This is a genomic window from Wenzhouxiangella indolica, from assembly GCF_042310355.1.
Classification (GTDB): domain Bacteria; phylum Pseudomonadota; class Gammaproteobacteria; order Xanthomonadales; family Wenzhouxiangellaceae; genus Wenzhouxiangella.
Window position 1 is genome coordinate 41,816 of record NZ_JBHJMR010000009.1, and the last position, 20,684, is coordinate 62,499.

The window sequence follows — 20,684 nt, forward strand, 5'->3', positions numbered from 1 at the left end:
ACCGTCTCTTGAATGCCCGGAAAGCTTCAGGGCGTCTCGAGCGTGAGCTGCCCGTACCGGTTCATGCCCGAGCCACCGTCCGATCCGGCGTCGTAGACGAAGCCGTAGACCCGTCCATTGCCGGCCATCTCCAGAACGGCCCCACGCACCCACTGAACGTTCTCACCGTCGACCAGCAGGTCACCGTCACCCCAGGCACCGTCACTCCGGGAGGCGTGGAAGAGCCGGCCCGTACGGTCCTCGATGAACAGGACATGCACCGTGTCACCATTGACGACCGCATCCGCGCCGACCTGGTCGGCGTCCACCGTATTCTGGGCCACGACACGTTCGGAGATGACGAGGGGATCACTCCAAGTGCCGTCGGCCTCCACGCGCCGCTCGTGAAGCCTGCCGTCGCGCGTGCGGTAGATGACGCTGACTGACTCGCTTTGCGGCAGGTACAACAAGGGCAGGATCGAGCCGATGTCTTCACTCGCGGTTCCCAGGTTGGCGGCGACTTGAACCCGCTCGCTCAATTCACCGTCGGGCAGAATGCGCCGATACCAGGCGCTACCGTCGTCGGCCGTGTAGGCCAGGTGGATGACATCGCTACCGCCGCGAACGATCGTGGGTCCGGACAGTACGGGATCCGTGTCGGCATCAATCACGCGTTCTTCGCCCCACTGCCCGCCCGGCGAGCGAACGCGAAGTCGAATCTTGTCAGGGCCACCGTAGACGGCGACGACGCTGCCGTCGGAGCGAACCGCGATATCGGCCACCTGCGTCGGCGGTTCCGGCGGCGCGGCGACGAGCTCGTCGCGAATGGCCCAGGAATTCGGCGCCTCCGGGTGGTCGGCAGTATTGAAGACGTGATAGACCACCTCGTCGGAGGTCTGATGCAGCATGTGAATGCGATCGTCGACGAGCAGCGAACCGAACCCCTCGAGGTCGCCGGTCTTCGGGCGATTCTCGCCGTCGACCTCGCGCCACGAATCGCCGCCGTCGGACGAGCGAACCGCCATCAGGGCGTTCCAGGTTTCGGCCGGCTCCATCAGGAAATACAAGTCGCCGTTGTCGGCCTGCCACGGCCCGATCCGCATCGGCGTTTCGACAAAAGTGCCGCCGAGATGACCATCGGGCACTTCAAGGCTTACCGAAGCGGTTGCTTCTGCCGCCAGCTCGCGGCCGTCGGACCCGACCAGCCGGTAGTCGAAGCGGTCACCCGCCTCGTTCAGGGCGGCGTGATCGGAAAAGCGGCGAATCACGATCGGAAACTCCCATTCCCCGTGGCCGCCGTCGGCGTGCCAGGGCGGTGTCCGTTCGGAAAAGCTCACGCCGGCGCCGCCGGAGAACGGCTGCTCGGAGACCGACAGCACATCCTGGGTCGGCGCCCCGTGATCGAACGTCTCGCTGGCGATGATGCTGGTGCGCGGCGTGTGCGGCTGGCCTTCGATGGCGATGGCGCGAATGTCGGCAGCGCTGCGCTCGGGCAGGTGCAAGCCGAGCTTCGGCGCGGGATCGTCCGTCTCGAGGGTCTCGGAAAAGACCAGCGCCTCGTCGTCGAACTCGACGACAAGCTCGCGCCCATCGATGATCGTCTTCAGCTCCATCCAGCGCCCGGCATCGATGTCGGCCTGGTGCTCGGCCACGACAACGCTGCGTCCGCCTTCAACGCGAACGACCCGGACCGTATCGGGCGCGACCACTTCGATACGCGAATGATCTTCGATTCCGCGGTAGTCGAATATCAAACCGGCGCGGGCGCTTTCTTCCTCGCTCAGCCGCAACTCGACGGCGAACTCGCGCGGCCGCCATGGAACCTCGTAGCGGCCGAGCGCCAGCATGGGCTCGTCGCCGGTCTCGAGCCGCAGGTGCGCCTCGCCAGCCTCCGTATGCAGGCTCATCGACTCAGCGCCACCATGCTCGAAGCGCCAGAGCGGATCGGATGAATCGTCAGCGAGGCCGGCAAGATCGAGCTCATGCAGCTTTTCAGGCTGCGGGAAATTTTCGGCCGGCAGCGGCGCCCATTCGCCGCCGTTCCGCCGCACCTCCAGGCGATACTGGCGCGACGCGGACGCTTCATCTGTAGATTCCACCTCGAAGCGCAGGCGAAACGGACGGTCCGCGACAACGCTGGCCGCCACATTCACGTCCCCGGCCCAGCCCGCACCACTGTTGAGTTCGGCTTCAAAATCTTCGCGAACCCGGAACGCCGTCTGCCGGCCCCGCTCTGACTCAGCGGTGGCGGCGCCGGAAGCGCTCTCGCCCGTGGATTCCTCGCCGGGGCTGCCGCTGCGATCGCCGCAGGCCGACAGCGACATGACGCCCAGCAGGGCCAACAAGCAGACCCGTGCCGGGCCGTTCAATCCTGGGTCGATGAGCATGAGTTTGCGCACTCCAGAGAAACAAGATTCACAGAGCTGACCCGGTTCGATCAGGCATCCACGAAAAACGGGCCGCGCAGCTCGTAGATGCGCCCGTCGGTATGATCCCCGGCCGGCCCGTTCTGCGAACTGAAATACAGCCGCTCTCCGTCGGGACTGAACGCCGGGCCGCAGATCTCGGAGCCGTGCTGCCCCATGACATTGACCAGCTCGAAGGGCTTGACGTCGGGCCCGACCACGACCAGGCGCATTTCGCTGCCGTCCTCGGCCACCAGCACGTCACCGCCGGCCGAAACCGTCAGGTTGTCGACGTCGTCGATGCCGGGATTGAAAGCCTGATCGCTTTGCTTGTCGTAGACCAGGTCGAGCATGTTTCGATTGGTATCGAGGGCCCAGACGCGGTTGTCACCCTTGGTCGTGAAGTAGACGATCCCGTCGAAATACCAGCAGCCTTCCCCGCCGTCGAAGGTCTCGGCTTCGGGCACCTGCTTGCGCGTGGGCGGATCCCGCCGCGCCGGATCATCCCCGCCCAGGCGGGGAATCGGGTTGGGCACCGGGCGCCATTCGACCAGGCGCGTGGTGAGCGGATCGTCCCCGCTGACCACGGCCACTTCCAGCCGTCCGCTTCGCAGGTCCGCGCGTCCGCCCGGGGGATAGGAGTCGGGCACGAACCGATAGAAGTTGCCGTCCTCGACGTCCTCGGTCAGGTAGATATGACGATGAACCGGGTCGACGGCCGCGGCCTCGTGCTTGAATACGCCCAGCGCCGGCGCGGGCACGGCCAGACGACGCCCGGTCGGATCGCATTCGTAGACCAGGCCCTCGTCGATCTCCTCGCAGGTCAGCCAGGTGCCCCAGGGCGTCGGACCACCGGCGCAGTTGTTGGTCGTGCCGCGGCAGATGGAATAGCTGTCGACCAGCTCGCCTTCGGCATTGAAGCGCAACGCGCCCACGCCACCCTGCCGCCATGCGCCGACTTCGGCATTTGAAACATAGACCCAGCCGCCGTCGTCCATGGGAAAGCAGGCTCCTCCATCGGGGTCGGCGTGCCAGAGGTAGTCGGAAACAGCCACCGGCCGCTCGCCGGTGCGGGCTACCTGGCGCACGGAAAACCCGCGCGGGACAAGCATCCGGGTCGAGGCGTCGTTCTCCACCGCCACTTCGTGCAGCGTCCCGGAGAGATTGGGGATGTTGCTGACCTTCTTGCCCATCGACAGCGGCATGGCCGAACGCGGCGAACCCTGCGTCGTCATCCCCCACAGGCCCGGCCCGACGGCAAGAACGCCCGAGGCGACGAGCGCCTGCCTGAGGAGTCGACGGCGATGCTGATTGACGGTTTGCGGGCTGCGTAATCGAGTCATGACATTCCGCTCCGGGGCGGGCCTTGAGAACTCACGACAACCTTGCGAAGCCAGCCAACATCCCGAGGGTGACCATCGGCTGGCGCGAGGCGTCAAATTGACCTGCATACCATTCTGGCGCCCGGCAGTTACGCTCCGATGACCTTCCCGGCTCCACCCGGTAGCGACAACGAACCGTCATACGAATCCCCTAGACTGAAGCCTGGTATTCATTGACCCAATACAGGAGCATCCAGTGCGAATTCGTTCAATCCTGGTCCTGGTCGGGCTAGCGTTCGCGTTTTCGACGGCACCCGTCAGCGGTAGCGACAGGCAGGTGGACGGCCCCGCCGCGCTGCCGAAGGACGCGAAGCTGCGATTCGCCGTCATCGGCGATGGTGAACCCAAGCCCGATGCAGAGTTTCCCGGCCTGAGGGCGGCGGTCGAGAGCATCAACTCACTGGCCGACGAGTACGATCTCGCCTTCGTCGCCGGCGTTGGCGATATCCCCCACAAGGGCACGATCGAGCAGTACGATGCTGCGCTCGACGTGCTTGGAAATCTCGCCCTGCCTTTCTACCCCATCATGGGAAACGAAGAGTACGGCGCCTCCGAAGAACGCTATCTCGACTACGCCAACCGCTGGAACCGCGGACGGGCGACCATCGAGGCGCTGAAGTACACGATCGACACGCCGCATCTGGCCCTGATCTTCGCCACTCCCGAAAAGGACGGGCGCGATTTTCACGACGAGGGCATCCAGTGGATCGAGGACGAACTGGACAGCCTCGGACAGAAACCGGCGGTGCTGTTCATCCACGGCGCACCCCAGGATGTGTTCCCCGAGGGCGGCGACAAGGGGGTGCAGAACCCGGAATTCCTGCGCCTGATGGACAAGGACAACCTGGTGGCAACTTTCTCCGGCGATCTCCACATGGATCTGAGTCGAGCCGAAGGCGTGCGCAAGAAATACGGTGTTCACCATGTGCACGTGCCGGCCCTGGAACGAACCAAACTCCCCGACAAGGCCCAGCATATCCCTTACTACCGGGTCGTATCGCTACTCGAGAGCGGGGATGTCGTTATCAGCACGGTCAATGCGGTCACAGGGGAAGTGGAGCCCGCTTTCCAGTACCGCTTCAGCCCCGAGTGACTATGTGCCCGGCGAACCGGCCGGGAGCAGGGCTCAAGCGCTTGCCCCCCAATCGACCGGCGGCAGACCGATTGAACAACCAGTCGGGTGCGCCGAAGTTGCCGAGCAGGATGTCGCCGGCCTGTACCAGCGGCCAAGCGGCGACGAATTGGCTCGCGGCGACCTGAAAGGGCCTTGCCTCGGCACACTCAACAGGGAACCTCCGAACCACTAAGGAACCTCTGAACAACTCTGCACGGGCGCCCGCGCAGAGTTGTTCAGAGCTTCCCTAATCGCAGTTGGCGGCCATCTCAAAAGCGTATTCAGAGCCGTAGGCATCGCGCATCCCACTGAGCGTGCCGGTCGCGGTCACGTCAGAGCCGACCATCCTGATCATCGGGTCCGGGCCGCTACCACGGCGCCATTTGATCCCACCATCCTCATCACCGGAGTTCTGCGCCATCGAAAAGTTGCTGGAACTATTCCAGTCGACGAAACTGTTGCCATCACCGCTGTCTTCCACGTGTGTCACCTGGATCAACTCCTCTTCGTATTCGAACCCCACGTCCCAGCCGATGCCCCGCAACACTGACAGCTTGGTGACACCATAGGAAGTCGCACCTTCAACTGCGAACTTCACGGCGGAACCGCCATCGAGCTCAGTCACGTCGCATTCAAGCTCCGTGAAATCAAGACGCTCACCGTCAATGGTGATGTAAGCGGTTCGGGGGGCAGCGGTCTCCACACCGTCGTGCAATGAATCAGCGTGGAGCGTGTCGAGTCCACCGCCTCCGGGCGAATGTGCTTCGGTCCCCGGACCGCCATCGGCCTCTGGCCCTTGTTCCGTCTGCGCACTCGCGCCGCTCGCGTCGGAGGTCTTGTCAGCAGTGGACTCCGACCCGCAAGCGGCGAGAAGCGTCACCAATCCGAATGCAATAGCTGTTGCCATGCCCGGCGAGAATGAAAAAGGAGACATAAGAAGCCTTCAGGTATTGATGAGCTCTGATTGTGGCACTAATCCATCCATGCGTCGAACGTTGCACTGAAACGGAGGAAGCGAGAACCGCCACGACTATTGCCTCGAAATCGGGTCGGAACCCGAGAGAAATCGATCCGAGAACAGTCGGTCGGCCCGACGCTCGACCGCGCCGATATCGCAGTGCGCGATGCCGTTGTCATTGCCATCTCTGGGACGGGACAGGCCGCGGGCATCGGTGGCCAGGCAGCTGGCGTCGTCGAAAGCGTCGATGAGCGGGCTGTCGGCTTTCGGCAATCTGACCGGCAGTCCGTCGAGGCCGGCGGCCAGTGGTCGCAGGCGTGCGTTGGTGATGCTCAGGTCGCTGGCCAGCGGGCTGATGTCACAGCCGGTCAGGTCGCCGAAGGCGTTGTTGCCCAGGGAAGTCAGACTGGCAGTGCTGGCCACCGCGCAGTTGTTCGCGGTTCCGGTCGAGTAGTTGCCGGCCACCACCGAGTTGGAGATGGTGACATCCATGTCGTTGTAGACGTGGAGCGCCCCCCCGTTCGGCAAGCTCCAACCCGCACCGCCGCTGGTGCCGACGATGGTCAGGTGCTTCAAGGCCACCTGGCCCGAGTTGGCAAAGGTCAGCCCGCCGCCACTGCCACCGGTGACGGTCACGTTTTCGATCACGCCGCTGCAGTCAAAGCACATCAAACTGCCGCCGTCGACGGCACGATTGTTGTCGAAGGTGCTATCGCGGATATCCAGCACCGAGCCAGTGGTCTGGATCGCGCCGCCGAAGGAGAAGTCTTGTTCGTTGTCGGTGAAGCGCACCCGGCGAATGGTCAGCGAGTCCGGCCCCACGGTCATGCCGCCACCACTGAGGGTGAGATTTTCGATGCGCAGGGTGTCGGCTCCGGGGCGGGTGACCAGACGTGCGCCGTGTATCCGGGTCTGGTCGGGGCCGTTACCGATCAGCGTGACATCGCTGCTGATCTCCAGTGTGTCATCCAGCAGATACAGGCCGTTGGCCAGCGCGATCACTTTGGGTGTGGCGGCCTCGGCCGCCTCCTCGATCGCCGCGCGCAGCGTGCACACGCCGTCACCCGTGGCGCACTGGCCGTCGCCCGGGTTGGCGTCCGGCTCGTCCCTGAGCGCGTCGCCCGTCGCACCGACCTGGTAGTCGGCCGGGCGCGTGACCGGCGTGGTCAGGAGCAGCGACATCTCCGACCGAAGCGGTTGCTGATCGAGCATGGCCTCGGCTTCGGTGACCAGCAGATAGCCCGATTCGGTCTCACCGTCCACTTGCGCGGTCACGTTCAAGTCATGGGACTGCCCGGGAGCCAAGGAACCGATCGTGCAGTCTAGCCGGTAGCCATTGCGCGTGCAGCCCGGCGGTGTGGTGACACTGCCCGGATCGAAGCCGCGCGAAAGACGTATCGAAAATGCCACGCCGGTCGCCGTCACGCCCGAACCGGCCTGGGGGGCCAGGTTCTCGATGTCGAAGACATAGCTCACGAAACTGTCCGGCAGGGCCACATCCGTGGAAGGTTCGGCCGTCAGCTGCAGGTCGACGGCGTCAGTCACCGCGACGGCTATCGTCTCGCAGGTCTCGAGCGACAGGCCCGGCGTAGGTACTTTGTCGTCGTTGCCGTCGAGCTGCATGCGGTCGGTGATGCAGACTTCGACGTTCTTCGTGCCGCTACTCAGAAAAATATGGTCGGCGGTGATCCGCCCCGAGTCGGTTCCGCCGTGGCCCAGAATCGGTCCGGTCGGCTGGCCGTCAGCGTCGAACTCACCTTCCGATTCGACCGTGCCATCGTCCCAGTCGACCTCCACGGTATGCAGTTCGTCGGGGTCCGGGTCGGAAAAGCTCAGTTCAAGTTCGAAGCGATAGCCCGTACCGGCGTCCAGCGCCTCTTCGGGCAGGTCGATGATCGGTGCGTCGTTGACCTCGGCGACTTCGAGCGTGACAACCTCGGGCGACGAAGTGTCGATCCCGTCGCTGACGCTGAAGCTGAAGGCGTCGGGACCCCAGTAGTCGGCATCCGGCGTGTAGGTCGCCTGGTTACCGCTGATCGAGACAGCGCCGTGCGTCGGCGAATCGACCACCTCGAACACGAGTGTGTCGAGCGGATCGGGATCGCTGCCGTCGAGGGTGATCGCCTCGGGCACGTCTTCGACCACCATCGCGCCGATGCCGGGCGTGGCGAAGGGCTCGCGGAAATTACGACTGACTTCGACTTCAACTTCGGCCGGGGCGCTGACTTCCGGCTGGCCGGTCGCCGGATCGCGCACGCCGTCGCTGACCCGGAACGAGAACGCATCGATGCAGTCGGCGCTGTTTTCGCAGGCGAATTGATTGTTGGACTGGTAGACAAGATCAGCGTAGTCGTCACCGATCTCGACAAACGGGGTCAGCAGCGAGATATGCAGCAGGTTGGTTTGCGGGTCAAGGATATAGAAGCGGCTGGAATTGACCGAGACGTTCTGCGGGCTCCCGAAATCACCGACGACGAAGCCCGAGCCGGCACCGGTGGACTTGGCCTGGCCGGCGAAGAAGCCGTCGGGCGTAAAGCGCTGGATGCGATTGTTGCCCGAATCGGCCACGTAGATCGTGCCGTCCGGCGCAATATCCAGGCCCTGCGGCGTGCCACGGAACTGCCCGGGGCGACAGCCGCTTCTGGGGTCGATGACCGCACCCTCATCACAGAACGCAGTCTCTTCGGCATTGAACGCATTGTCCACGCCACAGATTTCGTCCGTGCAGGAAAAGCCCAGGGAGCGGCGGTTGCCGACATCGCAGACCGCCTGATCGCCCGGCGCCAGGTCGCTGTCGCAGCGGCCCAGCCAGCCGACCAGGTCGCCGGGAATCACCCGTGAAGGGCTAACCTGTCGCGACGGCTCGTACTTGTAGATTCGATCCCCGCGCGCGGCGTAGACGAAGCCGTCCGCGTCCAGGGCCAGCGGGCCGGTCGCCAGCCAGGTCGCGGGGTCGTTATCGACGTCATGACTGAGGTAGTCGACGAACCGGGCGCCGGGGTTGCTGGGATTCCAATGCTCTTCCAGGGCGAAGATCCGGCCCGTGCGACCCATCACATAGATCAGGCCGAGGGCGTCGACCACGGTGCTCCGCGGGTTACGGATAAGGCAGCCATCAACGGAGAAGGGGATGCAGTTGCCGCTCGTGTCCTCGATGTAGCCCAGGTTGAAGCCCTTCTGATACTCGAGATCGGTGTCGTAGATCTGGATCAGGCCGTTGCTGTTCGAGCTTGCCGGGAGGGTCTGCGTGGTAACGACCAGGCCGCTGTTGAAGTCGAATCTCACGTCAGTGAACTCGGCGGAGCCCAGGTTCGTGTAGGTGGGACCCCGGCTCCCATCCGGGTTGAAGCGCGCCAGGCGTTTCTGGCGCAGGAAGACCGTCGGCGGGGGCCGGCATTCGACCACACCAAAGTCGGCCACGAAGGTGTCACCCCGATCGTTGGCCGAGAAGAAGGTGGGGTCGGAGGGGAAGTCGAGCTCGTAGCGGCCGGTTGGGTCAGGGAGGCAGAGGGCCTCGAGCTCGGCGTCGCTGGCCGTCTGCTCGATGCGGAAATCCTCGATGAAGTACGGATACAGGGGCGCGACGAAGAAGCCGTTTTCGGGCTGTGACTCGATCTTGAAGCGCAGCGGATCGCCGTCGGCGTCACTGCCGCGCAGGCGAATCGGCGTGGGCTCGAACGAGATCGCATCAGGCCGACCAGCGCCAGTCTGGGCCAGCGCCACCGGCGGAACATTGCTAGCCTTGATGTTGACGATCTGGATAGCTTGGCTGCTGTTGCCGGCGGAATCTACCGCCGTCCAGACCACCTCGTGCAACCCCGGGCCCAGCGGTAGCTCTGCACTGTTGCTGACCTCGGGACTCAGATCGACCAGGTCGAACACAGCCGCCTGGCCCAGGTCGCTGACTTGCTGGATATCGATCTCGACGATGTCCGGCGGCGGCACCAGCGACGGCGGCTGGCGGTCCAGCACTTCAATCCGCATGCTGGCGAATGTCTCGTTCGGATCGCCGGCCTGATTCGGGCCCGGATCGCGTGCGGTCCAGGTCGCGAAGAAGGCATTGTCGTCGGTATCGGTGCTGACCGGCCAGAAGCTGTGCAGGGCCTCGGACGGAAAGTCGATGTTCAGCGTGGTCGGACGGTTGCAGGCATCACTCACCTCGAGGAATGAGCGCAGGATGTTCTCGTAACGACGGCGCGACACCCCGCCCACCTCGTCGGCTTCGATGGTCACGTGCAACACATCACCCACCAGCGTGGCGATGGCGTTGCCTTCACTGCCGGGCATGGGCGTGATGGTCGGCGCGACATCGTCGAACACGGTCACTTCCTGGAAATCGAACTGCGCGTTGGGCAGTCGCCAGCCGCTGATCTGCGTACCCAGCACAGCGAACCACGTTTCCCACCAGATTTCGAGGAGTATGCCCGAATAGGGTTGGAGCTTCGCGCCGGATGGAAGACCCGGAAACGGGATCACCAGATCCACCGGATTGAGGCGGGGGTTGGCCCGCCACATCACGGTGTTGTAGCCGACCGAGAACGACAGCGTCCGATCCTCAACGTAGGGACATTCGTACTGCGGACCGGAGCCCTCGAACTGGCTGTATCGCACGCTGCCGTCGTCGCGACAGCTTTCCCATATCTTGTCGCTGGCATCAAACGACGCACTGGTCAGCAGAAAATCCAGTTCGGTGGACTTCGCCGTCGGCGGCCAGGGATTGCCGGCCAGCAGCATCACGTCGACATCGGTGTTGTGGTGGAGCATTTGCGGCGTGCCCAGCTCTCCCCAGTCGCTCTGGGTGGCGATGGGAATGCCGAGCGCGTCCGAGTAGGCGAAGGCCATATGCGGCTGCTCGATCTCGACTTCGCACTGGCCTGGCGGAACCTGGCGCTCGATGTCATTCGGTGCGATCAAACTCGGCTTGCAGAACTTCAACGCCATATTGGCGGAATAGGCCGCCCAGGCTGCCGCGTAAGCCCCCGGCGCCGGTGTGATCGAATACCCAAACGCAACGTTGTAGGCCGCGCCAAGCGGAAGGATGCAGGCCAGCTCGCCGCCTGCGCCGCGCGCGCCAGCGTCAGTCGACAGCGACAACGATTCGATGTCCACCGCCGGCCCGGCGCCTTCGATCCTGCTCAATTCGACGCGGTCGAAAGCCTGGTCGGACTCGACCCCCATCCAGCCGTCGCGCACCACCGCCAGGCGACTGCCGGGTAGGGCCCGATCGGCGAAAAGCTGGCGCCCCACAAGATGGTCGCCGCGGTGAAGCGTCACCAACACGATCGCGTCATGCAGCTCGCCCACTTGAAGGCCGACCTGGTTTTTCGGCTGCTGAAGCTGGAGCACGATCGGCTCGACCGACGCCAGCCAGAGCTGTCCGCGGTCGAATTCGAGCCGCCGCAGATCGAATGCCGAAATCGGGCTGTCTTGCGCCCCCCGCGCCGCTGTTTCGGCCAGATTGACCGCGCCCATCAATGAACGTGCTTCAGGCGGCAGAACCCGTACGGCAGCCATCCCTTCGACGGCTACCATCAGCAAAAGCAAGCTAGCCAGCAGCCCTTCGATCCGTTTGTGCATACCCCGCTCCCTTGTCCTGTAGGCCTCCCCTCAAGTATTTGCGAGATCGTTCCGGATCGGAATGGGTGGGTGTTGCGGACCGTTTGCCCGCTGGTTGCAAGTCAGCTTTTCCGCGCCCAGGCGGCCGGCGTGCAGTCGAAGCGCACCCGAAAGCGGCGCGAGAAATGCGAAACGCTGGCGAAACCGACCGCGTCGGCCACCTCGGCGACGTTGCCCGCGCGCCTGGCCAGGAGCCGCTCGGCAGCCTGCAGGCGCTTCTCGCGCAGGTACTCCTCCGGCGACTGGCCGGTTTCGCTCTTGAGTCGGCGGTAGAGCGTCGTGCGGTCCATATGCATCAGCTGCGCCCAGTCGCGGATCGAGAAGCCGGGCTCACCCAGATGGGCATCGAGCACGCCGTCGACCTGCGCCAGGAAGGCGGATTCGGGGCGCTCTTCCGGCAAGCGCTCACCCGCCTCGAGCCGCGCCTTCAGGCGTCGACGCGAGGCGATCAGGCCGGCCACCCGTGCGGCCAGCTCGGCGCTGTCGAAGGGCTTGGCCAGGTAGTCGTCGGCGCCGGCCTCGAGTCCGCGCACGGCGTCCTCCGGGGCCGCGCGCGAGGTGAGCATCAGCACCGGCACGAAAGCCAGTTCGGGGTCGGCCTTGATCTCGCGCGTCATCGCCAGGCCGTCCATCACCGGCATCAAGCCGTCGGTGATGATCACGTCCGGCAGGGCCTCGCGCGCGGCCGCCAGGCCCTGGGCGCCGTCGGCTGCCTCGAGAATACGGTAGCTGCGACCCAGGCGCAGGCGCAGGAACTCGCGCAGTTCGGCGTTATCGTCGACCAGCAGTACGCAGGGGACGTCTTCGGCGTCGAGCGGGGGCGTATCGGCGGACGATTCATCCGCGGGCTCGGGTTCGCCAGCGAGTTCGGTTTCGTCCGCCGCGGTGATGGGCTCGAGGTTCGACGGAATCGCGAGGACGAAACAAGCCCCCGGTTCGCATGACTCGTCCAGGCGGGCCGACCCGCCGTGCAGCTCGGCCAGTTCGCGCACGAGCGCCAGGCCGATTCCGGTGCCGGGGCTGCTCTCGGAGGTGAGCTCTCCCTGGCGGTAGCGCTCGAAGATGGCCTGGCGATCGCGTGGATCCACGCCGGGACCACTATCGCGCACCGACAGTTCGATCCGATCGGGGCCGGCGTCGAGGCGAATCACGATCCGCCCGCCGTCGGGCGTGAATTTCAGCGCGTTCGACAGCAGGTTGGCGAGCATGGTGTCGACGTGCGCCTGGTCGCAGGCCATCACGAGCGCTTGCTCGACACCCTCGGTGATCAATTCGATTCCTCGCAGCTTGGCCTGAAGCGCGAATCGATCGACGACGCCGCGCACGATACCCGCCAGGTCGACCCGGGCCAGGCGCAGCGGCATGCGCCCGGCCTCCAGGCGCTGCAGGTCCAGGATCTGTCCGATCAGCGACTGCATCGCCTCGCTGTTGCGAAGCGCCACATCCAGGTACTGCTTCGAAGCCTCGTCCAGCTGCCCGCCGGCTTGCTTTGCCAGCTCCTGCAGCGGCGCGCGGGTCAGCGTCAGGGGCGTGCGCAGCTCGTGCGAGACGTTGGCGAAAAAGCGCGCGCGGGCGTCGCTCTCACGACGGATTTCGCGGGCCTGGGCGCGCACCTCGGCGGTGCGACTGGCGACTTCCTCGGACAGCTCTTTCTGCCGAAGCAGCAGGTGACGTTCCCGTGCCCGCTGGCCGTAGCGCGCGGCCAGCGTCAGCAAGAGCAATCCAATTGCAACATACGCCGCCCAGGCCAGCGGCGTCAGGTACCAGGGTGAAAGCACGCCGAAGGACAGCGGCGGCGATTCGGACACCACACCCGCGGCGCTGCGTGCCTGCACCCGAAAAGCGTAGTCGCCGCCCGGCAGGTTGGTGTAGTCCCGGCGGGTCTCGTCGCTCCAGCGCGACCAATCGTTCTCCAGGCCGTCCAGGCGAACCCGGTACTCGGTCAGGTCCGGGGCGGTGTAGCTGCCGAGCGCATATTCAAAGCGAAGCGACCCGGAATTCGCCGGTAAGGCCTCGAGCAGCCCCCCGGCTCTGGGCCCGGCAAGCAGCCACTGTCCGTTATCGGGGAAACCGGCTCGCACCACCTGTAGCTCGCTCGGCGCGGGCTCGATCAAGACCGGCGGCCAGTCGAGCCGCAGCAGGCCGGGATGGCGGCCGATCCAGAGATGATCGCCGCGCTCTTCGATGAACCAGTTGACCGCCGGTTCCAGGTCGGTCAGCCAGCGGTCCTGCCAGTCGAAGCGACCGTCGTCGTCGAGCTGGCCACGCCACAGCGCGCCCCCGGGGCCGATGCCTGCGACGACCTGGCCATCATCCGTGCCGTAGAGTCGGTACACCCCGCGCGGCTCTCCCAGTTCGTCGTTGCCGAATTCCGGGTCCGGCTCGATCCGCGTCGCGCCGGGCTCGACCGGCCGGTAGCCGCCCAGGCTGGTCCCGAGCACCATCCGCTCGCCCAGGTTGAACGCCCAGGCATAGCCCTCCGGAACGCCGTCGTCGGCGTCGAGCACGGCTTCTAGGACCAGTTCGTCGCCCTGCCAGACCAGGCGGTAGTAAACACCGACCACCGTGCCGACCCAGACGCGGCCGGCGTCATCTTCGGCGATGCTGTGCGCACGGTGTTCGACGCCCTCGATTCGCTCGAGCGCGCGCCAGCCGTCGTCGCTTCTCAAAAGGACGCCGAGCCCGGATTCCAGCCCCGCATACACCGCGTCGCGCAGGCGTGATCGCGTCATGCCGTAGCTGTAGGTATCGGTAATCAGTCGTTCGTGCTCGCGCAGGTTCAGCGTTTCGAAGTCGGGCACCATGCGATGCACGCCCTCGGAGCCGGCGACGAGCAGGCCGTCGCCGTCGGGCAGGATGTCGAACACCTCGAGGATCGGCGCATCGAAGGTTTCGAGGCGGCTCGCGTCGGCGCCGTCGGCGGCCAGCACGCTCAGGCCGGCGTCACCGCCGAGCAGCCAGCGGCCCTGGAAAGGAAGCAGCGCGTTGGTGGTCGACAGGCCGAAGTCCGCGTCGTAGATTCGCCGGCCGCTGAACAGGTCGACCCGGGCAATCGCTCCGCCCTGCGCCAGCCACACGCCCTGCTCGTGATCGACAGTCAGGTCGAAGATGCCGTTGACGGACAGACCGTTGCGATGGGTCAGCTGCTCGACGGCTTGGCCGTCCGGGCCGATGCGGAACAGGCCCGCCTGCTGGCTGGCCACGAGCAGGCCGCCGTCGGGCGCGGGAATAGCCCGGTAGAGCCAGGCGTCCTGGAAATCGAAGCCGGTATCGAGTGCTTCCGGATCGGCATCCGAGAGCCAGAACAGACCGTCGTCGACGCTGCCCATCAGGATGCGCCCGTCCGGCCAGGACGAGAGAAAGCTCAGTCGCGGACCCTCGGGCATCCGCCAGCCCGGCTCAGGTTCCGGCACTGCATCCGACGCCGGAAACTCGGTGTAGTCATGGATCCGGTCGCCGATGACGACCAGGAAGCGATCGCGGTGCTCCAGAGTGGTCCGGAACACGGTTTCGGCGGGCTGCACGACCGACAGCTTGCCGTCGCGCCATAGAAACAGGTAGCGGAGGGCCTGGAAGTAAACCGCATCGCCGATCAGCTGAAGGCCGCGGATCGCGCCGAAGTTGCGCTGGTTCTCGGGCAGGCGGTCGCTGAGCGAGTGGTAGACCAGACCACCGTCTTCGCCGGCGGCGAAGTAGCCGAATTCGTCCGGCGAACCGACCCAGATGCGGCCGGTCTTGTCGATCTCCATGACCCGGATGCGACCGCGGTGGCGCGAACGGATGGCCTGCCAGCCGGCCCCGTCGAAGATCACCAGGCCGTCGCCGCCGCCCACGTAGATGCGCTGGTCCGGTCCCTGGCGCACCACCCAGTTGGTCAGGTGCCCACCGTATTCGGCCATGGTGTAGTTGCGAACGGGCGGCTTGCCGGGCGGGGGCTCAAGCGCCAGTGCCCATCCGGATGCCGCCAGCAAAGCCAGTGCAGCGAGCAGGTCGCGTTTCCTCAAGCGGCGCTTCCGGATCGAGTAGATTTTCAGTATACCCTTCGAACCGGCCGAAACTCATTCAAGCCGCCGGCCGCCGCAGCGCCCGCGAGTCCTGCTCTCGCGGGCGCTACGTCACATGCGGTCAATCGATCACGAAACGGTCGCGGAAGATACCGATGACTGAATCGATCAGGCGAACGGCACTGACGTTCATGACTTCGTTGACCGCCGGCGAGGCCGTCGTGAAACTCAGATCAATGATCGCCGTGCCGTCGTCGATCACCGTTCCGTCGCTGGCGAAGAACAGTCGCACCGTTCGCTCTTCACCCACCACGAAGTCACCGAAGTCGCAGTCCATGCTCAACCCATCGGCGCCGATCTGGCAGTCGCCCTCCGACGCGCCGGTGAACGTCACCTGCGCGCCGCTGATGGTGCCTTCCATGAAGACCGACTGTGCCGACAAGCCCGGTGCACCCTCGGGCACGAGGTTGCCGACCGCGACGTCGATGAAGAAATCCTCACCCGCGGCAAACGGCGGCGGCGCATCGTCACCGTGATCGTCCGGCAGGCTCACGCCCAGGCTGACCAGGGGCTCGGGCGTTACCGTTTGCTGGGCGCAGTCCTCGCGCGCGAGCTGGTCGGCCACGCAGAAAGTCATGGTCTTCGGCCCGGCGCCGGTGTAGGTGTGCTGCGCCACCGCCCGACCCGCGCCCTGCCCAAGGACCGGCTCGATAAGCAGAATGCCGTCGAGATACGCCTCGTCGTTCTCCTCCACGATGCCGCCTTCGTTCTGAATCGGGCTGCCGTCGCCGGCCAGGAAGGTCGCCGAATAGCCGGACGCGCCGTCGTCTTCGAATTCGGCGTTGATGGCGACCGGAAAGCCCAGGCCCACGCGCGGCGGCGCCTCCAGTTTGGTCAGCCGCGGCGGGTCGTCAACGTAGGTCACTTCGATTGCAACCTCGGCGGGTTCGGAATCATCGACGCCGTCGTTCGCCACGAAGGTGAAGCGGTCGCTCCCGAAGTAGTCGGGCTCGGGCGTATACCGCACGGTCGCCGTCGCATTGTCCGAGGCGATCAGTTCGACCTGGCCATGTGCAGGCGGCTCGACCACCTGGTAGCCGAGCTCGTCGAGGCCATTGAAGTCGACCCCGATGATGCCGTCCGGGTCTTCGGCTTCGAGCGTAATGTCGACGGCCTGGTCTTCGGCCGTAACAACCGACTGGCTGAATGCCAGGGGCGGGCGAAAGTTTCTCGACACACTGACGAAGACGGTGCCGACGTTGCTGTCGGCCAGCCCGTCGGTGGCGATGAATTCGAAGCTGTCGATATCGCTGTGGAAGCCGAAGTTGGACACATAGGTGACGGTCACCGAGCTTTCGGTGATGTCCTTCAGCGGCGAGGTCTCGAACACGTGCACGAACGACTCCTTCTGGTCGACCACAAAGAACTGGGTCGAGTTGACCGAGACCGCGCGAACCGTGCCCAGGTTGCCCAGCACGAAGCCGGGCTGGTCGCCCTGGTTGATACCGGTGCCGGTCGAGCGGGCCACCCCGCCGAAGCTGCCGTCGGTGCCGAAGCGCTGAACGCGCCCGCCGGTGTCCGGGTCACCGTCGTCGGTGGCGTACAGCACGCCTTTGGGATCGAGGGCGATGAATTCCAGTTCGGAGAACTGGCCGTTCTCGCTGCCGGCGAAGCCGCCGGCGCCGACGCTGCAGGTGGCATCGGTGCAGCTGTAGCCCTTGCTGGTCTGACGTTGCTCGTCGCAGGCGTTGTTCGTGCTCGTCTCGCAGCGCCCCATCCAGCCCACGTAGTCACCCAGCATCACTTCGCCCTGGGCATTGCGGGTACTGGGGCCGAACTTGTGGATGCGGTCGGCGCAGGAGTCGGCCACGTAGAGATTGCCGTCGGGATCGACATCCATCGCAAAACCCGTCCAGTCGTTGCCCCAATTGCCGCTGTTGCACAGGAACTGAGCGCCACCGTTCAGGGCGCCGCGATACTGATCGTTCATGTCGTTGTTGTCGTTCGGCACGCCGTCGCTCAGGTCTTCGAGCACGTCGAAGACGAAGACGCGTCGACGGTCGGTGACGTAGAGCAAACCCTCGCGTGTGTCGACCCGAGCGTAGGACAGCGATTCTGCCTGAATCGGATCGGATAGCCCCAGCTCGGGATTGTTCGCCGACGAGGCGGTGATCCGCCAGCTGTCGCCGCCGCTTGCCGACTCTTCAGGATCGACGCTGTCGTCGCTCTGGGCGATGAGCAGCGAGGTGCTCGACCCGCCGCCGTTGCGTCGGAGAGTGTAGAGGAAGCTGTCCTGGTCGACGACGAAGGTGTTGTTGCTGCCAATGTAGTCGACCTGTTCGATGAACTCCCCGTCGGCGTCCCAGAATGACAGGCGCTTGTTCCGGCTCACGCTGCTCGGCCCACAGCGGAAATAGAAGTCGATCATGGCGTAGATGCCCGCGTCGGTTACGTGGACGTACTGCGGCCGATGCACCCAGTCGAGTGCGATCTTGTCGTTGTCCGGTCCGGGCAGGACCTGGCAGACATTCTGGTAGAGCCATTGATTGGGGTTGTCCGCGTCCAGTAACGGCTGTCCGTAGGGGCCGCCCGGACTGGTCCGGTAGTCCTCAATGAAGAACGGGTATAGCGGTGCGACGAACTCACCGTTGGCTGGCCGCTCACTGATCCGGAACGACAAGGGATCGAATCGCCCGTCGAGGAAATCGGGATCCTCGCCCCTCAGCACGATATCGACCGGTTGGGACGTCAGCGTATCGGCCACGACGTTGTCGACCACCGGCGCAGTGTTGCTGCCCGCCGCCTTGATCGTGATGAGCTGATCGGCCTGGCTGAAATTTCCTGATTGGTCGGTCGCCGTCCAGGTGATCGGCGAGCGCGAGTCGATGGGATAAAATGCCGGCCCGTCGTTGTCGGTCTGCGGCGCCGGGTCGGCCAGGTCGACCACGCGCGGCGCACCGAGCATGACGGAAGCAGCATCCAGACCCGGATCGGCAACCGGCACCTCGATCACGCGGCCGGGTGGGGCCACCAGGATGGGCGCTTGCGTGTCTTCGACGACGACCTGCTGGACGAGCGAATTGCTGTTACCTCCGCCGCCCGGCAGCGGGCCACTGTCGGAGACCGTCCAGGTAATGTCATTGCTCCCCACGCCCAGCAGCAGCGGCGCATCATTGCCGAGGGAGAACGGCATGCCGCAGGGGTCGGAGGCATCGATCGTCTGAGCCAGCTGGCCTGCTACTCGCTCGTAGCGAACGCCACCGTAGTCCGTGGCTTCCAGCACGACGTTCGACTGGGTCGTGGCAATCTCCGGTGCCACGGCCTTGTAGATCGTAACTTGCTGGTTGCGGGTATGAGTGACCGAGTTGCGCGTGTCGAACAGCTGCGACGTCGCGACGAGCCCCGTCGCTAGCGCGATGTTCTTCAGGGTTTCCTCGGCGGCTTCCTTGAGCGTGAGCTGCTGCGCCGCGGATGCTCCCTGGTTAGCCAGAGCGCCGCCGTACTTGATCGCGTTGTAGGTCAGAAGCGCGGCCGGAATGATGATGTCGAAAGCATCCGAAATCTGCGTATCGGCCCGCCACTCGAAAGGGTGGACGCCGGGGGGTAGCGAAACCGTCTGCGTTGAACTCTGCCCGGGCAGGATGTAGACGTTGTTGACCGAAACGTTGACCCCGGTGTTGGCATGCTGGACCTCAACCGATCCGTTGTCGTCGAGGACACCCCAGTCACCGGAGATGCTCTTGAGGTCGACGAAACCCAGCAGGTTGGAAAATTCGTCTTCAGATTGCGGGAGCTCGAAGGCGTAGGCGCAGGAGTCAGCGGTGTTCGGCCAGTCCGACCGGTCGCCGGGGGTGACGAAGACCGCGCGGGTGTCCTTGAGCTTGAGGTTGGTGGCAAACGTCACGACCCCGGCCGGAATGCCGACGACGGGATCCGGCACGAATGAGATCGGCAAGGCGAAATTGTGCGTGCCGATCAGCGCCCCGATCTGGGTTTCAAGGTCCTCGTTGTCGGCCGCCCACGACCGCAGGGGCATCACCGCGCATAGAATCATGACAGCGGCGAACGCCGCAATCGATTGGACATGGCCTGGGCGCGTATCAAGGTTTGTCGAGCATACTTTCGCATTCTGAATTCGCATGATTCCCGTTCCGGGAGACACCAGGCTTCAGTCTGCTATGGCGCGGTTTCGGCGGAAATGCCCGGTGGTTGCCGATTCGTGCGAGCTGGTTGCGAGATTCAGTGTTTGCAGGCCTTGCGCCAGTTCGACCATCCTGGTTTCAGCTGCTTGGTCAATGGCTACTTGGCCTGTTCCGTCGGCCGCACTGCGTACCGAACCCTGAATCCGGCAGCGTATACGGCTCGCGTGGCTCATTCGGGCCGCGATTCGCTTCAGGCCCGCAGGGACATGATCGGCCAGCCCCGTTCGCGCGCGATTTCAGCCAGGACATCGTCCGGATTCACCGCCACCGCCCGGCCGACGGCTTCCAGCAGCGGTAGGTCGTTGCGCGAATCCGAATAGAACGTCGCCTCGGCGAGCTGGTCGGCCGGCTGGTCGAGCCATTCGCGCAGACGGGTCAACTTGCCTTCCTGGAAGCAGGGCGTGCCTGCCACCCGGCCGGTGTATTCGCCAGCCTGGCGTTCCAGTTCGGTGGCCAGCAGGCGATCGACCCCGAACAGCTGGGCAATGGGTTCGGTGATAAAGCGGTTGGTCGCGGTGATGATGACCGGCAGATCGCCTGCATTGCGATGCCGGTCGACCAATTGCAGGGCCTCGGCTCCGATGCGCGGCATGATCTTCTCTTCAAGAAAGCGATGACGCCATTCTTCCAGCAGCGCCCGGGGATGCGCGGCGAGCGGTTGCAAGGCAAAACCGAGGAACTCATTGATATCCAGTTCGCCGTCCTTGTAAACCTGATAGAAGCGCTCGTTCTCCGAGCGATACCAGTCCCCGTCGACCACCCCGAGCTCGACCAGAAACTCGCCCCACAGGTAGTCGCTGTCGCCGTCCAGGAGGGTGTTGTCGAGGTCGAAAAGGGCCAGATTCATTGCTGGGTTGCTCCGGTGCGCCGAAAGGGTCGCGTTATTGTCCTTGATCGGGCCAATCTCCGCAGGGGGGGATCCAGCAGGGCTGGCAGCTAAGTTTGGTCGCCGACGAAGCACCCGTGGACCTGAAACTGGGCCAGCATCCCAAGCTTGATACCTTAATTTAGCATTGACGCTAAT

Annotated in this window: 8 protein-coding genes; 1 reads left to right on the forward strand and 7 read right to left on the reverse strand. The window is 64.8% G+C overall.

Annotation, left to right across the window (positions count from 1 at the left end; genetic code table 11):
• Positions 1–26 precede the first annotated feature (26 nt).
• Positions 27–2,366, reverse strand: coding sequence for a hypothetical protein (locus tag ACDC67_RS10780; RefSeq protein ID WP_376693026.1), 2,340 nt, complete (start codon positions 2,364–2,366; stop codon positions 27–29).
• A gap of 50 nt (positions 2,367–2,416) precedes the next feature.
• Positions 2,417–3,727, reverse strand: a complete 1,311-nt coding sequence (locus tag ACDC67_RS10785) for an alkaline phosphatase PhoX (protein WP_376693028.1) — start codon at positions 3,725–3,727, stop codon at positions 2,417–2,419.
• A 235-nt stretch (positions 3,728–3,962) separates the two neighbouring features.
• Between ACDC67_RS10785 and ACDC67_RS10790 the strand changes: the two genes are divergently transcribed.
• Positions 3,963–4,859 carry a metallophosphoesterase family protein gene (locus ACDC67_RS10790; RefSeq protein ID WP_376693030.1) on the forward strand — a complete coding sequence of 299 codons (897 nt, stop codon included), beginning with the start codon at positions 3,963–3,965 and terminating at the stop codon, positions 4,857–4,859.
• A gap of 268 nt (positions 4,860–5,127) precedes the next feature.
• Here ACDC67_RS10790 and ACDC67_RS10795 read toward each other — a convergent pair whose 3' ends face one another.
• The 5 genes from ACDC67_RS10795 to ACDC67_RS10815 form a co-directional block, all read right to left on the reverse strand.
• Positions 5,128–5,814, reverse strand: a complete 687-nt coding sequence (locus tag ACDC67_RS10795) for a hypothetical protein (RefSeq protein ID WP_376693032.1) — start codon at positions 5,812–5,814, stop codon at positions 5,128–5,130.
• Between the two features lie 96 nt (positions 5,815–5,910).
• Positions 5,911–11,310 (reverse strand): Ig-like domain-containing protein, encoded by a 5,400-nt coding sequence (locus ACDC67_RS10800; protein WP_376693034.1) that lies wholly within the window; start codon positions 11,308–11,310, stop codon positions 5,911–5,913.
• A 206-nt stretch (positions 11,311–11,516) separates the two neighbouring features.
• Positions 11,517–15,458, reverse strand: a complete 3,942-nt coding sequence (locus ACDC67_RS10805) for an ATP-binding protein (RefSeq protein WP_376693036.1) — start codon at positions 15,456–15,458, stop codon at positions 11,517–11,519.
• A gap of 121 nt (positions 15,459–15,579) precedes the next feature.
• On the reverse strand, positions 15,580–19,494 hold the full coding sequence (locus ACDC67_RS10810) for an Ig-like domain-containing protein (RefSeq protein ID WP_376693038.1): 3,915 nt from the start codon (positions 19,492–19,494) through the stop codon (positions 15,580–15,582).
• A 356-nt stretch (positions 19,495–19,850) separates the two neighbouring features.
• Entirely contained in the window at positions 19,851–20,507 is a 657-nt protein-coding gene (locus ACDC67_RS10815) for a histidinol-phosphatase (protein WP_376693040.1), read from the reverse strand.
• Between the last annotated feature and the right edge of the window lie 177 nt (positions 20,508–20,684).